The following is a 13,696-nucleotide window of genomic DNA, read 5'->3' as shown; positions in this document are numbered from 1 at the left end:
TTGTTTCCTTGTGTAGGGCTCTTGGAGTGTTTCGTTTCGAGTGCGGCGATGGTTATCACCGACTCGGTCACAACCGCGTGCGGACACGCGGGTGCGGGAGGAAAGCTAGCCGGAAGTCGTGAATCCCGCCAATGCGGGGAGGTCTTCCGGAGTCTTCAGGGCCAGCGTGGGCGTGCCCTTGAGTTCCCGCTTGGCGATGCCGACCAGCGTGCCCGCCGGCGGCAACTCCCACACCGCGGACACACCGGCGGCGCGGACGGTAGCGGTGCACAGGTCCCACCGGACGGGCCGGGTGACCTGGGCGGCGAGCTTGTCGACCGCGTCCTGGCCGGAGGCCACCGGCTTGCCGTCGAAGTTCGACAGCAGCGTACGGGTCGGCTCGCCGGGCACGATCCGGGCGATCGCCGCGGCCACCGCGTCCTGGGCCGGAGCCATGAACTCGGTGTGGAAGGCACCCGCGACGGGCAGGGCGCGCACGCGCGCCTTCTCCGGCGGGTTGGCGGCCAGTTCGGCCAGCGCCTCGAGCTTGCCGGCGGCCACGATCTGGCCGGCCGCGTTGCGGTTGGCCGGGATCAGGTCGAGTTCGGCGAGACGCTGGAGCACGGCGGCTTCGTCGCCACCGAGCACCGCGGACATGCCGGTCGGCTCGAGCGCGCACGCCTTGGCCATCTCCGCACCACGGAGGGCGGCCAGGGCCACCGCCTCGTCGGAGGAGATGACTCCGGCGACCGCGGCGGCGGCGAGCTCGCCGACGGAATGTCCGGCGACGATGGTATCGGCCGGAATCACTTCGCGGTCGATGCGGGAGAACGCCAGCAGCGCGGCGGCGACCACCAGCGGCTGGGTGACGGCAGTGTCGGTGATCTCCTCGGCCGTCGCGGTGGTGCCGAGACGGACCAGATCCAGGCCGGAGGCCATGGACCAGAGGGCGAGGCGATCATTCGCGCCAGGGAGGTCGAGCCAAGGCGCGAGCATGCCGGGTGTCTGGGACCCCTGTCCAGGGGCGAACATCGCGATCACGTCTCTAAGAAAACACTGTGTTGTGGGTCGCAAGAGATGTCGACGCGAATGAAGGTTTGGAAGGGCTTTTGTAGGGGTCCCACAAAAGCCCTAGTGGGTTGTCCGGATCGAGCCATTTGCCGATTCTGTTACAGGCCCTCGTGACCGGCTGAGAGCTGTGAGGCATCCGGGGCGGAAGTCGACGGTTCGTTACGAGTTCGTGTCAAACGACCCACTGTTGCCGCGATCCGGAGCACATAGGCATCCCGGGGATTCATCGGATCCCGGCCCGTGACCTCACCGATTCGTTTGAGTCGGTAGCGAACCGTATTTGGATGGACGTACAGCTGACGGGCACACGTCTCGACCGCGCCACCACAATCCAGATAGGCATCGAGCGTGTCCGCGAGCGACGATCCTGCCGCAGCCAACGGGAGCACAAGATACTCGTTCAGCGCCTCGACCGCAGCACGATCGCCCAACAAGGCGCGTTCGGGCAACAACTCCGCCGCGTGCACCGGCCGCGGCGCGCCACGCCAGCCGACCACCGCCTCCATTCCCGCCAGCGCCTCCACGGCCGACGCGTGCGCGGCGCCCAGCGTGCGCATGGTCGGGCCGATCACCACCGGGCCGTCCGAAAAGACCTCACCCAGGAGATCGGCCAGAAAGGGTGAGGCGTAACCGTTCTCGCCCAAATGCCCGCTGACCACCATCACCAGCCGCGCACCCTGCACCACGGCCAGCGCCGAACGACTGTGCCGGGCGGCGATGGTGTGCACCGAGCCCACCATGCCGACGCCCTGATCCCCCGGCGGCGTGCCCACGAGCACCGTCGCCGCGGCGGTCGCGTCCCAGTTCAGCGTCGCGGCCCGGGACAGCATGTCCGGGCCGGTGTCGCCGCGCACCACCGCGTCGACGACCAGCGCCTCCAGCCGGGTGTCCCACGCGCCGCGCGACTCCGCGGCGCTGGCGTACACCGAAGCGGCCGCGAAACCGAGCTCACGCCCGTATCGCAGCACCGCCTCGGTCAACGCCACCAGCTGCCGGTCGTTGCGCGCCAGCGCGGGCAGCCACTGCTCGAAGAACTCCATGGCCACCCGGACCATGTCGACGGTCTGGCGCAGCGTCAACCGGCGCGCCAGATCCTGCGGAATCACCTGGAAGGCGTCCAGCGAGAACCGGATATCGCTGTCCGGATCCTGTAGCCACTCCAGGAAGTTCACCACCGCGGTCTGCACCAGCATCTGGACGCCGGCCCGCTGGGCGGCGTCCAGATCGGCGAAGAACGGCAACCGATCCTGCATCGACCCGACCGCCTCGGTGGAGAGGCGTCCCGAGAACTGCTTCACTCTTTTGAGCAGCGTGTCCGGGAGCGGGTCGCGGGTTTGCCGGTTCGGGGAGAGCGCGCCCGTCGGCAGATACACCTCGTGCTCGGATGAGCCCTCGGAGATCCTCCTCGGCCGCGGCGGTTTACGGTCCACGTTCCAATAGTCCGCTATGCCAGATCGTCCGCTGAATCCACGGCCGATTTCGGCGCGGCGTCGACGTCGGCGATGCGGTACTTCGCAGCGGCCTCGACCACCTTGGCCGGGTCGATTCCGCCGGTACGCGCCAAGCCGTCCAGCGCGGCGACCACGATCGACTGGGCGTCGACGTTGAAGACACGGCGAGCGGCCGGGCGGGTATCGGAGAAACCGAAGCCGTCGGTGCCCAGCGTGGTGAAATCGCCCGGCACCCACTTGCGGACCTGATCCGGCACCGCACGCATCCAGTCGGTCGCGGCGATGTAGGGGCCCTGCACCCGCGCGAGCGCCTCGGTCACATACGGCTGGGCGATGTCGCCGGCGGGATCACGCAACTGGGCGATCTCCTTGGCCAGCGCCTCCTTGCGCAGCTCACCCCACGAGGTCACCGACCAGACATCGGCCTGCACACCCCAGTCCCGGGCCAGGATCTCCTGCGCGCGCAGACCGTCGGGCACCGTGACGCCCGAGACCAGGATCTGGGCGCGCACCTCGCCCTCGCCACCGCGCTTGTAGAGATAGAGGCCCTTGAGCAGACCCTCGATATCGAGGTTCTCCGGCTCGGCCGGCTGCTGGTACGGCTCGTTGTAGAGGGTGATGTAGTAGAAGATGTCCTCGCCGCCGAAGGCGTCGGCGGTGCGCTCGCGCGTCTCGGTGCCCGGCACCGCGTAGGGCAGCGCCGGCGGCTTGCCGCCGCCGTACATCCGGCGCAGACCGTCGCGCACGATGTGGGCCAGCTCGAAGGAGAAGGCCGGATCGTAGGTGACGACCGCCGGATTGGTGGACGCCAGCAGCAGCGAATGACCGTCGTTGTGCTGCAGGCCCTCACCGGTGAGCGTGGTTCGCCCGGCGGTAGCTCCGAGCACGAAACCGCGCGCCAGCTGATCGGTGGCGGCCCACAGGCCGTCGCCGGTGCGCTGGAACCCGAACATCGAATAGAAGATGTAGAGCGGGATCATCGGCTCGCCGTGGGTGGCGTAGGAGGTGCCCGCCGCGGTGAACGACGCGGTGGAACCGGCCTCGTTGATGCCCTCGTGCAGGATCTGCCCGACGGTGCTCTCTTTGTAGGCAAGCATCAATTCCGCGTCCACGGAGGTGTACAACTGCCCGTTGCGGTTGTAGATCTTCAACGAAGGGAACCACGAGTCCATGCCGAAGGTCCGGGCCTCGTCCGGGATGATCGGCACGATCCGCTTGCCGATCTCCTTGTCCCGCAGCAGTTCCTTCATCAGGCGCACCAGCGCCATGGTGGTGGCCACCTGCTGCTTGCCCGAGCCCTTGCGCACCGACTTGTAGGCCTCGTCGCCGGGCAGTTGCAGAGGCTTTGCCGCACTGCGCCGTTCGGGCAGGAAACCGCCGAGGGTCTTGCGGCGGTCCAGCATGTACTGGATCTCGCGGGCGTCCTTGCCGGGATGGTAGTACGGCGGCAGGTACGGATCCTTCTCCAGCTCGGCATCCGAGATCGGGATGCGCTGCAGATCGCGGAAATCCTTGAGGTCCTGCAGGGTCAGCTTCTTCATCTGGTGCGTGGCGTTGCGGCCCTCGAAGTGCTTGCCGAGGGTGTAGCCCTTGATGGTCTTGGCCAGGATCACCGTCGGCTGGCCCTTGTGCGCCATCGCCGCCGCGTAGGCCGCGTACACCTTGCGGTAGTCGTGGCCGCCGCGCTTGAGATTCCAGATGTTCTCGTCGCTGAGATCCTGGACCAGCGCCTTGGTGCGCGGATCCCGGCCGAAGAAGTGATCGCGCACGTAGGCGCCGTCATTGGCCTTGTAGGTCTGGAAGTCGCCGTCGGGGGTGGTGTTCATCAGGTTCACCAGCGCGCCGTCGCGGTCCGCGCCGAGCAGCGCGTCCCACTCCCGGCCCCAGATCACCTTGATGACATTCCAGCCGGCGCCGCGGAAGAACGACTCCAGCTCCTGAATGATCTTGCCGTTGCCGCGCACCGGGCCGTCGAGCCGCTGCAGGTTGCAGTTGATCACGAAGGTCAGGTTGTCCAGGCCCTCGTTCGCGGCGACCTGGATCAGGCCGCGCGACTCCGGCTCGTCCATCTCGCCGTCGCCGAGGAACGCCCAGACGTGCTGATCGGTGGTGTCCTTGATACCGCGGTCGTTCAGGTAGTGGTTGAACCGCGCCTGATAGATGGCGTTCATCGGGCCCAGGCCCATGGACACCGTCGGGAACTCCCAGAAATTGTTCAGCAGCCGCGGATGCGGATACGACGGCAGGCCGTGGCCCAGGCCGCCGTGGCTGTACTCCTGCCGGAAGCCGTCCATCTGCTCGGTGGACAGGCGGCCCTCCAGGAAGGCGCGCGCGTAGACGCCCGGCGAGGCGTGGCCCTGGATGAAGATGGAATCGCCGCCGCCGGAATGATCCTTGCCGCGGAAGAAGTGGTTGAAGCCCACCTCGTAGAGCGCCGCCGAGGACGCGTAGGTGGAGATATGGCCGCCCACACCGATACCCGGCCGCTGCGCGCGATGCACCATGATCGCCGCGTTCCAGCGGATCCAGGCGCGGAAGCGCCGCTCCACCTCCTCGTCGCCGGGGAACCACGGCTCGTTCTCGGTGGGGATGGTGTTGACGTAGTCGGTGGACGTCAACGACGGAATGGCGACCCGGCGCTCCCCGGCGCGCTCCAACAGCCGCAGCATCAGGTAGCGCGCACGGCCGGGACCCTCCCGGTCGAGCATTTCATCGAACGACTCGAGCCATTCGCTGGTTTCCTCCGGATCGATGTCCGGTAGGTAGGACGCCACTCCTTCGCGGATGACCCGAACCCGCGCGGCGGCCTGATGCGAGGGCTTCGCGTCGCCGGCGGCGGGGTCGGAGTTCGGCACAGCGGATTTCGCTGGAGCGGAAGAGTGGATCAGGTCGGTCAAATCTGCTCCTCGTACAGGGGGTGGACAAGCTGGTTGGCGTCTGTATCCCCGGGCGGGTCGCTGAGGTTGTGCGAACCACCCGTCTACGTAAGGTCCGGGCGCACCTTCCATCCTGGCCGAAGGCGCGTCCCAGGTCATCATGTCAGCAGGAAATCCAGTACGGTTTCCTCCGCAGCGGGTTACCCGGTAGTTTTCCGGCGCGCGCCCGCGTCCATCGATGCCGCCCCTGACAAACACCGAGAGCGGGAGTGTGATGAAGCTGCTGGATCCACGCCGATTCGGACTGCTATGCGCGGCGACCGCCGTCGCCGCGGGTCTGACCGTCGCGGGCTGCGCGAATCGGGTCGAAGGCGTCGCCAACCCGAACACCGCCGATCTGGCCGCGTACAAGACCGAGGCGGCCGCCTCCTCCGCCGCGGCGACCTCGTCGCGCCAGGCCGCCGCGCAGGCCCAGGCGGTCAGCGAGAACTGCGCCCAGTTCCCTACGACGACCGGCGTCGGCGTCAAGGCCTACAACGATTTCGTCGACGCCCACGATTCGAACGCGCCCGACTACGCCGCCAAGCGCGACGGCGCCGCGCAGACCCTCGACGATGCCGCGAACAAGGTCGAGGCCGGAGTGAACAGCATCGCCGGCGGCGCGCTGCCGGATGATCTTGCCGGTAAATTTTCCGCATACGTCGCGGCCGCCCGGCTGCTGGCCGAGGAGACGCGGAAAATGACGTACACCGCGCCGGTAGGCGGCCTCAACGAGGCAAGCAAGCAGGTCAACGACGCCCGCACCGCCGTGCGCGAGGCGTGCCCGAAACGCTGAAAACCGACCGAAAACCCGAGATGCACCCGCGACATTCGGCAGTAATTCGGCCGATCGGCTTGCGCTCGGGCCGATAACCATGTTCGCTTGCAACTACCTATTGTCTCGGGAGTTGAGGAGGACACCACCGTGGTCGCCGCGGCGGACGCGCAGAACTACGCTCAGAAGCTTGGCATTACTCACGGCATGGTTGTCCAGGAACTGGGATGGGACGAGGACACCGACGACGACCTGCGGGCCGATGTCGAAGAAGCCATCGGCAGTGAAATGGTCGACGACGACACCGACGAGGTGGTCGATACCGTTTTGCTCTGGTGGCGCGAAGGGGACGGCGATCTGGCCGACGAGCTGATGGAGATCATCAGTCCGCTCGCCGACGACGGCGTCATCTGGGTCCTCACCCCCAAGACCGGCAAACCTGGCCATGTCGATCCGAGCGAGATCGCCGAATCCGCGCCCACGGCGGGCCTGACGCAGACTTCTGCGATCAGCCTGGGTTCGTGGACCGGAAGTCGCCTCGTGCAGCCCAAGGCTCCTACCAAGCAGCGCTGAGTACAGGCAGCGCTGACCCATTCGCTATGGTTTTCGCCGGGCGATGTGCAGTCGCCCGGCGAAACCCGACACGATGGAGGACTCGCGGATGGCCCTGGACGGACCCTTGGAAATCGGTGCGCTCGCACCCGATTTCACGTTGAAGGATCAGAACAACCAGGACGTCACGCTGTCGTCTTTCCGGGGCGAGAAGAACGTGCTCATCGTGTTCTATCCGCTCGCCTTCACCGGCATCTGCCAGGGTGAGCTGTGCAAGGTACGCGACGAACTGCCCAAGTTCCAGAACGACAGCGCCGAAATCCTCGCCATCTCCGTGGGCCCGCCCCCCACCCACAAGATCTGGGCCGCCGAACAGGGCTACGTCTTCCCGCTGCTGTCCGATTTCTGGCCGCACGGCGCCGTCGCCCAGTCCTACGGCGTCTTCAACGAGAAATCCGGCTACCCCAACCGCGGCACCTTCGTCGTCGACAAGACCGGCCACATCCGGTTCTCCGAAATGAACGGCCCCGGAGAGCCCCGTGACCAGGCGGCTTGGGAGAAAGCGCTCGCCGCGCTAGATTCATAAACCGCGCCGCCGGTTCCGATCGGCGGCCCCGCGCGTATAGCTCAGCGGTAGAGCACTGGTTTTACACACCAGCGGTCGGGGGTTCGATCCCCTCTGCGCGCACCCTTTCTCGTTCGCGGCGGATTTTCTCCCGCCGATCGCCTCCGATTATCGAGACGAACCGCCCGGTATGCCTGGTTTCGTTGCAGGATGTGGCTGTGACTAATCGTGTTCAGGGGTTGCTCGGGGTCGAGTTTCCGGTGGTGCAGGCGCCGATGACGTATATCGCGCGGGCGGAGTTGGCGGCGGCGGTGTCCGAGGCGGGTGGGCTCGGGATGATCGAGACGTTGACGCCGGAGGGGCGGGCGGATCTGGTGCGGGTGCGGGAGTTGACGGGGCGGCCGGTCGCGGCGAATTTGATGATTCAGGGGTGGAAGGGGGATCCGTCGATCGTGGGGGTGCTGGCGGATGCCGGTGTGCGGCAGGTGTTCACCTCCGCGGGGGATCCGGGGCTGTTCACCGAGCGGCTGCACGACGCGGGAATGACCGTGGTGCATGTGGTGGGGTCGTTGAAGGGGGCGCTCAAGGCGCAGGCCGCGGGTGTCGACGCGCTGGTGGTCGAAGGGGTGGAGGGCGGCGGGTTCAAATCGGCGCTGGGCGCCTCGACGCTGGTGCTGCTGCCGCTGATCGCCCAGCACGTGGACCTGCCGCTGATCTGCGCGGGCGGCATCTGCGACGCGCGCTCGGCGGCGGCCGCGGTGGCGCTGGGCGCCGAGGGTGTGCAGATGGGCACCCGCATGCTGGCCAGCGCGGAGGCGGCGGTGCACGCGAACTTCAAGGACGCGATCGTCGCCGCCGACGACGCCGGAACGGTGCTGCTCGACCTCCCCGGCAATCCGACGATGCGGGTGCTGCGGGTCGGGCTGGCGGCGCGGGCCGGCGAGAACGGCTCCGGCGCAAAGCTGCTCGGGCGCATCGAAGACCTGTACTTCGCGGGCGATCTGGAGGCCAGCGTGGCCAACACCGGCCAGGTGTCGGCGCGCATCACCGAACTGCGGTCCGTCGCGGACATCGTGCGCGACACCTGGTGCGGCATCGGATCGGTGCTCGACGGGGCCCGGACACGACTGGGCTGACCGTGCCGCGTTGATTGCGCTTCGGTAACCCGCTGCCGCGTTCCGGCCCGCGCCGCTCGCGATCCCCTAGCGTCAGGCGCTGGAATCGCGACCCACGGGAACCGGGAGTGCCGATGTTCGTAGCGATCACGGCGACGATGCTGGTGATCTTGGGCTGGGCCTGCGTGTCGGGCACCCTGTGGCGCTGGAGCGTGACCGCGCCGCTGGCCATGGTCGTGGTGGGCGTGCTGGTGGGCTGGGCCAGTGACGACTGGCTGGCCACCGCGATCAATACCACTGCCGCGCAACGGGTCGTGGAGTTCCTGCTGGCGCTGTTCCTGTTCAACGACGCCACCGAGATCCGGGACCGGATCGCGCGCGGCACCGGGGTCACCCGGCTGTTGCTGGTGGCGTTCCCGCTGAGCGTGGTCGCCGCGACGGCATTGGCGGGGGTGCTGTGGCCGGGGATGTCGTGGGCGGTGTGGCTGCTGCTGGCCTGCATCGTGGTGCCGATCGATCTGGTGCCCGCGCAGACGGTGCTGCGTGATCCGCGCGTGTCCGAACGGGTCCGGCACACCATCAATGTCGAGAGCGGTTTCAACGACGGCCTGGTGGCGCCGGTTTTCGGCTTCGCGCTGGCGGCGGCCACCGCGTCCACGCACGCCGGGGCGGCGCTGGCCGACGCGCTGCCCGCGATGCTGTACGCGGTGCTGCTCGGCGTGCCGGTGGGCGCGGTGGCCGGCCTCGGCATGTCCCGCGCGGCCGGGCGCGGCTGGACCGATCCGCGCGCCATGCGGATCGGCACGCTGGCGATCCCGGTGCTGGCCTACAGCGCGACCGTGGCGATCGGCGGCAACGGGTTCGTCGCGGCATTCCTGGCCGGGCTGGCCTATCGCGCGACGCACGGCGAGATCGAGGGCGAGCCCCTGGAGTTGACCGAGGATCTGGCCCAGTTCTGCAGTCTGGGGCTGTGGTTCGCCGTCGGGAACATCGCGGTGGGTGTGCCCTGGCTGGACTGGCGGGTCCTGGTCTACGGCCTGCTCGCTCTGACCGTGGTGCGCACGGTGCCGGTCGCGATCTCGATGCTCGGGTCGCGCTTCTCCTGGCGGGAGCGGCTGCTGCTCGGCTGGCTCGGACCGCGCGGGGTCGCCTCGATCGTATTCGGGTTGCTCGCGATCAACGGGCTCACCGGCGAGGGCGATATCGAGTTGGCGGTCGGCGTCACGGTCGTCGTCGTCACCGGCAGCGTCGTCCTGCACGGTCTCGGTGCGCCGTTCCTTGCCGATCGCTACGGGACTCGGCACGCCTGAAGCCCGAGAACGGCTGCGCCGGAACCGGACGCCACACGCGACCATCCCGGCGGACGAAAGTCGCCGCGGCTCAGCGACATTCCCTCAGCCGGGCCGGTGTGCCCCGACGGCCCGGGTGTTGAGCGCTTCGACCGCACCGACCAGTGGCGCGAGTTCGGGGTCGGCCGCCGCGTGACCGAGTGCCGCGGCGAGGGCGGCGTCATGGGTGGGGCGGGCCCCGTCGAGCAGTTCCAGGCCGGCCGGCGTGACGTCGGTGTAGATGCCGCGGCGGTCGTCCGGGCACAGGTAGCGCTGGAGCAGGCCGCGATCCTCGAGCCGGGTGACCAGCCGCGTGGTGGCGCTCTGACTGAGCACGACGGCCTCGGCCACCTGGTTCATCCGCAGGTGCCCGCCGGGACCGTCGTGCTGGCGGCTCAGCACGACCAGCAGCGAGTACTCGCGCACGCTCAGCTGGTGCCCGGCTTGCAGCGCGCGCTCGATCTGCCCTTCGATCCGGTCGTGCAGCAGCGAGAGGGCGTACCAGCCGTCGGCCAGGCCGGTCAGTGCGGCGTCTGCGGTCATATGCCCAGGATAGATGACCAGAGCAATAGCCAGTGCTTGCAACTAAATGCGTATGCAATTATTGTCGACGCTTGTTAAGTTCCTGCGCAATGAATTCGTGGAGGCTTGCTCATGCCGCTCGCACTACTGGCCCTGACGCTCGGGGCCTTCGGGATCGGGACGACGGAGTTCGTCGTCGTCGGGCTGCTGCCCGCCATCGCCGACACCTACGCGGTGTCCATCCCCACCGCGGGCCTGCTGGTCACGGGGTACGCGCTCGGCGTGGTCGCCGGCGCGCCGCTGATGACCGGGCTGGGCACCCGGGTGTCCCGCAAACGCATGCTGCTGGGCATGCTGGTGCTGCTCGTCGCGGGCAACGTGATCTCCGCCGCCGCACCGACTTTCGGCCTGATGCTGACCGGCCGCGTCGTCGCCTCGCTGGCGCACGGCGCGTTCTTCGGCATCGGCGCGGTGGTCGCGGGCACGCTGGTGCGCCCGGACCGCCGCGCGAGCGCGATCGCCGTCATGTTCACCGGCCTCACCGTCGCCACGATGGTCGGCGTGCCGCTGGGCACGCTGCTCGGGCAGAGTTTCGGCTGGCGGCTGACGTTCCTGTTCGTGGCGCTGATCGGCCTGCTCGGCCTGGTGGGCGTCGCACTGCTCGTGCCCGCACAGCCCGCGCCGCGCGAGGCCCGGCTCACCGGCGAGCTCGCCGTGTTCCGCAATCCGCAGGTGCTGCTGGCGATGGCGATGACCGTGCTCGGGTTCGGCGGCGTCTTCGCCGCGATCACCTACCTCGCGCCGATGATGACCGAGGTCACCGGCTATGCCGAGAGTTCGGTGACCTGGCTGCTGGTGCTGTTCGGGCTGGGCTTCTTCCTGGGCAACCTGATCGGCGGCAAGTTCGCCGACCGCCACCTGATGCCGATGCTCTACAGCACCCTCGGCGGCCTGGCCGTCGTCCTGGCGCTGTTCACGGTGACCGCGCACAACAAGGTCGCCGCGGCGATCACGGTGGTGCTGATCGGCGCGCTCGGCTTCGCCACCGTCCCGCCGCTGCAGAAGCGGGTCCTCGACCACGCGGCGGGCGCGCCGACGCTGGCCTCGGCCGTCAATATCGGCGCGTTCAACCTCGGCAACGCGCTGTCCGCGTGGCTCGGCGGCGTGGTGATCGCCGCGGGTTTCGGGTACACCGCGCCGAACTGGGTCGGCGTCGGGTTGGTCGTCGTGGCGCTCGCGCTGGCGGTCGTGTCCGGGCGTCTCGAACGCCGGACTACCGCGACCGGCGTGGCGGAACCCGAACTGGTCTCCGCCACGCCCTGATTCGCTCGCGGCGGCGCGTAAGTCGGCGGCACGGCCGGTTCCGGGCGATACAGTGAGTGCGGCCCACCCGGAACGGAGGCTCGCTCATGCGGCGCAGGTTCGGCACGAAGCTGGTGGCGGTGTGGCTCGCGGTGGTGCTGTGTGCCGCGCTCGCCTGCGGGTCCGACGACGGGCCGGGCGCCTTCCGGTTCCAGGTGGTGGAAGGCCAGAATCTCAACTATCTGTTCCGCGAGGGCAATACCGCGGCGCACCTGCTGCTGCGTTCCGGGACGGACCCGCGCGTGCTGGTCGCGTTCCCGGCCGGGAACAGCGGCACCGGACTCTGGTTCGAACCGTTGTCCGAGCCCGCGGAGTGGCAGCTGGACGCGCCGCCGAAGGCGGTGGCGGACAGGGATTCCCGTGGCCGCCCGCGCACCGGCATCCAGTTCACGGTGTCGATCGAGACGCGGAATCTGGTGCTGCGGGAGGCGGTGCTGTCCAACGTCCGGGTGCTGCGCGACTACAACCAGAAGGGCGTCGTTCCGGCCGAGGTGCTGGTGCGCCCGCGCTCGGACGACCCGATCGTCTGGGAGCGCGACCGCCTCGACGGCGGGCCGGGCTATCGCCTGGCGATCGAAATGCTCAGCGGCACAGCGACGGCCGGGAAATTCTTCACCGCGGGCCGGGACGGCATCCGCCTGCGCGTGACGGCCTCGACCGGCGACACTCCCCTGGCCCCGCTCGCCGGCGACGAGTTGCTCACCGGCGACGCGGCCCGGATCGACAGCGCCAGGGACACCCTCACCTTCCTCAGCTACCGGGAGAAGTTCCTCGGTGGATCCTGGCAGTACCTGACCTACTTCGGCCGCGACACCCTGATCTCGACCATGCTGCTGCTACCGGCGCTGGCCCCCGAGGCCGCCGAGGCGGGCATTCGCTCGGTGCTGGATCGCCTCGGGCCCGCGGGCGAGGTGGCCCACGAGGAGTCGCTGTCGGAGTTCGCGCTGCTGACGCGCGGCAAGAACAACCAACCGCCGAGCGACGCACCGATTCTCGACTATTCGATGGTCGACGAGAACTATCTGCTCGCCCCGGTGGCCGCCGCCTACCTGCTCGACGACGCGGCCGGCCGCGACCGCGCGGCCGGCTACCTGCGCGGCGACGCCGGGGCGGCGCTGGTGCGCAATCTGCGGCTGGTGGTGGCGAGCGCGGCGGCCTTCGCGGGCGCGCCGCAATACCGCAATCTGATCGGGCTGCAACCGGGCCGGGATGCCGGGCAGTGGCGCGACAGCGACACCGGACTCGGCGGCGGCCGGTACCCCTACGACGTGAACGCGATCCTCGTGCCCGCCGCGCTGGAGGCGACGGCGCGATTGAGCCGGAGCGGACTGCTCGACGCGTTCACCACCGAGCAGGATCGCTTCGACCTGGCGCAGGCGGCGGCCCACGCCGAGGTCTGGCGCGCGGAGGCACCGAAGTTGTTCACCGTGACCGTCGATCCGGCGCGGGCGCAGTCCGCGCTGGACGCCTACGCGGCCCGCATCGGCGTCCCGTCGACGGCGGTCGGCCCGGATCCCGTTGTCTTCCCGGCTGTTTCGCTCGACGCCGACGGCACCCCGATCCCGATCCAGCATTCCGACGAAGTCTTCGAGCTGCTGTTCGGCCACCCCGAGCCCGCCGACCTCGACCGCGGCGTCGCCACGCTGATCCGCCCGTTCCCGCTGGGCCTGCTGACCGGGGCCGGCATGGTCGTCGCCAACCCGGCGTTCGCCGATCCCGGCCTCCAGGACCGGTTCACCACCCACGACTACCACGGCACCGTGGTGTGGTCCTGGCAGCAGGCCGCGTTCGCCAGCGGACTGGATCGCCAGCTGCGCCGCACCGATCTCCCGCAGCCGATCCGCGACCGCCTCACCGCCGCGCAACGCGTCCTCTGGACGGCGATCGACGGCGCGAAATCCATGCGCAACTCCGAACTCTGGGGCTGGGGTTTCGACAACGGGGCCTTCCACGTCGTCCCGTTCGGCGCCCGCACCGGTGACGCCACCGAATCCAACGCGGCGCAACTCTGGAGCAGCGTCTACCTGGCGATTCCGCGTCCGAACTGAAACACATTGCTGC

The 13,696-nt window shown here is 68.9% G+C and carries 11 protein-coding genes and 1 tRNA gene; 8 read left to right on the top strand and 4 right to left on the bottom strand.

The genetic code is table 11. The features are described from left to right. Positions 1–105 precede the first annotated feature (105 nt). The 3 genes from AB0I43_RS11190 to aceE all read right to left on the bottom strand — a co-directional run bounded on the left by AB0I43_RS11190 (position 106) and on the right by aceE (position 5,356). Positions 106–1,020 (bottom strand): ACP S-malonyltransferase, encoded by a 915-nt coding sequence (locus AB0I43_RS11190; protein WP_356970732.1) that lies wholly within the window; start codon positions 1,018–1,020, stop codon positions 106–108. A gap of 128 nt (positions 1,021–1,148) precedes the next feature. After that, entirely contained in the window at positions 1,149–2,423 is a 1,275-nt protein-coding gene (locus AB0I43_RS11185; protein ID WP_356971414.1) for a helix-turn-helix domain-containing protein, read from the bottom strand. A gap of 71 nt (positions 2,424–2,494) precedes the next feature. Beyond that, positions 2,495–5,356 (bottom strand): pyruvate dehydrogenase (acetyl-transferring), homodimeric type, encoded by a 2,862-nt coding sequence (aceE, locus tag AB0I43_RS11180; protein ID WP_356971416.1) that lies wholly within the window; start codon positions 5,354–5,356, stop codon positions 2,495–2,497. A 295-nt stretch (positions 5,357–5,651) separates the two neighbouring features. Between aceE and AB0I43_RS11175 the strand changes: the two genes are divergently transcribed. The 6 genes from AB0I43_RS11175 (at position 5,652) to AB0I43_RS11150 (ending at position 9,733) form a co-directional block, all read left to right on the top strand. Beyond that, positions 5,652–6,212 carry a hypothetical protein gene (locus AB0I43_RS11175; RefSeq protein ID WP_356970734.1) on the top strand — a complete coding sequence of 187 codons (561 nt, stop codon included), beginning with the start codon at positions 5,652–5,654 and terminating at the stop codon, positions 6,210–6,212. A 129-nt stretch (positions 6,213–6,341) separates the two neighbouring features. Then, positions 6,342–6,764: a DUF3052 domain-containing protein gene (locus tag AB0I43_RS11170; protein WP_356970736.1), complete on the top strand. Its 423-nt coding sequence runs from the start codon at positions 6,342–6,344 to the stop codon at positions 6,762–6,764. An 88-nt stretch (positions 6,765–6,852) separates the two neighbouring features. Next, on the top strand, positions 6,853–7,329 hold the full coding sequence (locus tag AB0I43_RS11165) for a peroxiredoxin (RefSeq protein WP_356970738.1): 477 nt from the start codon (positions 6,853–6,855) through the stop codon (positions 7,327–7,329). A 30-nt stretch (positions 7,330–7,359) separates the two neighbouring features. Further along, a tRNA-Val gene (locus AB0I43_RS11160) sits at positions 7,360–7,431 on the top strand. A gap of 89 nt (positions 7,432–7,520) precedes the next feature. After that, a complete protein-coding gene (locus AB0I43_RS11155) occupies positions 7,521–8,444 on the top strand; it encodes a nitronate monooxygenase (RefSeq protein WP_356970740.1) in 924 nt (307 codons plus the stop codon). A gap of 113 nt (positions 8,445–8,557) precedes the next feature. Beyond that, positions 8,558–9,733 carry a cation:proton antiporter gene (locus AB0I43_RS11150; RefSeq protein WP_356970741.1) on the top strand — a complete coding sequence of 392 codons (1,176 nt, stop codon included), beginning with the start codon at positions 8,558–8,560 and terminating at the stop codon, positions 9,731–9,733. 84 nt (positions 9,734–9,817) lie between these two features. Here AB0I43_RS11150 and AB0I43_RS11145 read toward each other — a convergent pair whose 3' ends face one another. Next, on the bottom strand, positions 9,818–10,294 hold the full coding sequence (locus AB0I43_RS11145; RefSeq protein ID WP_356970743.1) for a MarR family transcriptional regulator: 477 nt from the start codon (positions 10,292–10,294) through the stop codon (positions 9,818–9,820). 111 nt (positions 10,295–10,405) lie between these two features. On the opposite strand from AB0I43_RS11145, the gene AB0I43_RS11140 reads away from it, so the two are divergent. Both AB0I43_RS11140 and AB0I43_RS11135 read left to right on the top strand, forming a co-directional pair. Next, entirely contained in the window at positions 10,406–11,596 is a 1,191-nt protein-coding gene (locus AB0I43_RS11140) for an MFS transporter (RefSeq protein WP_356970745.1), read from the top strand. Positions 11,597–11,682: 86 nt separating this feature from the next. Then, positions 11,683–13,683 carry a hypothetical protein gene (locus tag AB0I43_RS11135; protein WP_356970747.1) on the top strand — a complete coding sequence of 667 codons (2,001 nt, stop codon included), beginning with the start codon at positions 11,683–11,685 and terminating at the stop codon, positions 13,681–13,683. Positions 13,684–13,696: the final 13 nt, after the last annotated feature.

This window comes from Nocardia sp. NPDC050435, assembly GCF_040655395.1.
GTDB lineage: Bacteria > Actinomycetota > Actinomycetes > Mycobacteriales > Mycobacteriaceae > Nocardia.
The sequence above is the reverse complement of the archived record's forward strand: the minus strand, read 5'-3'. Positions and strand labels throughout refer to the sequence as shown.

Coding starts and splice junctions, on each gene's coding strand:
- AB0I43_RS11135 (WP_356970747.1), top strand. CDS start 11,683: ATGCGGCGCAGGTTCGGCACGAAGCTGGTGGCGGTGTGGCTCGCGGTG.
- AB0I43_RS11165 (WP_356970738.1), top strand. CDS start 6,853: ATGGCCCTGGACGGACCCTTGGAAATCGGTGCGCTCGCACCCGATTTC.
- AB0I43_RS11150 (WP_356970741.1), top strand. CDS start 8,558: ATGTTCGTAGCGATCACGGCGACGATGCTGGTGATCTTGGGCTGGGCC.
- AB0I43_RS11175 (WP_356970734.1), top strand. CDS start 5,652: ATGAAGCTGCTGGATCCACGCCGATTCGGACTGCTATGCGCGGCGACC.
- AB0I43_RS11140 (WP_356970745.1), top strand. CDS start 10,406: ATGCCGCTCGCACTACTGGCCCTGACGCTCGGGGCCTTCGGGATCGGG.
- AB0I43_RS11145 (WP_356970743.1), bottom strand. CDS start 10,294: ATGACCGCAGACGCCGCACTGACCGGCCTGGCCGACGGCTGGTACGCC.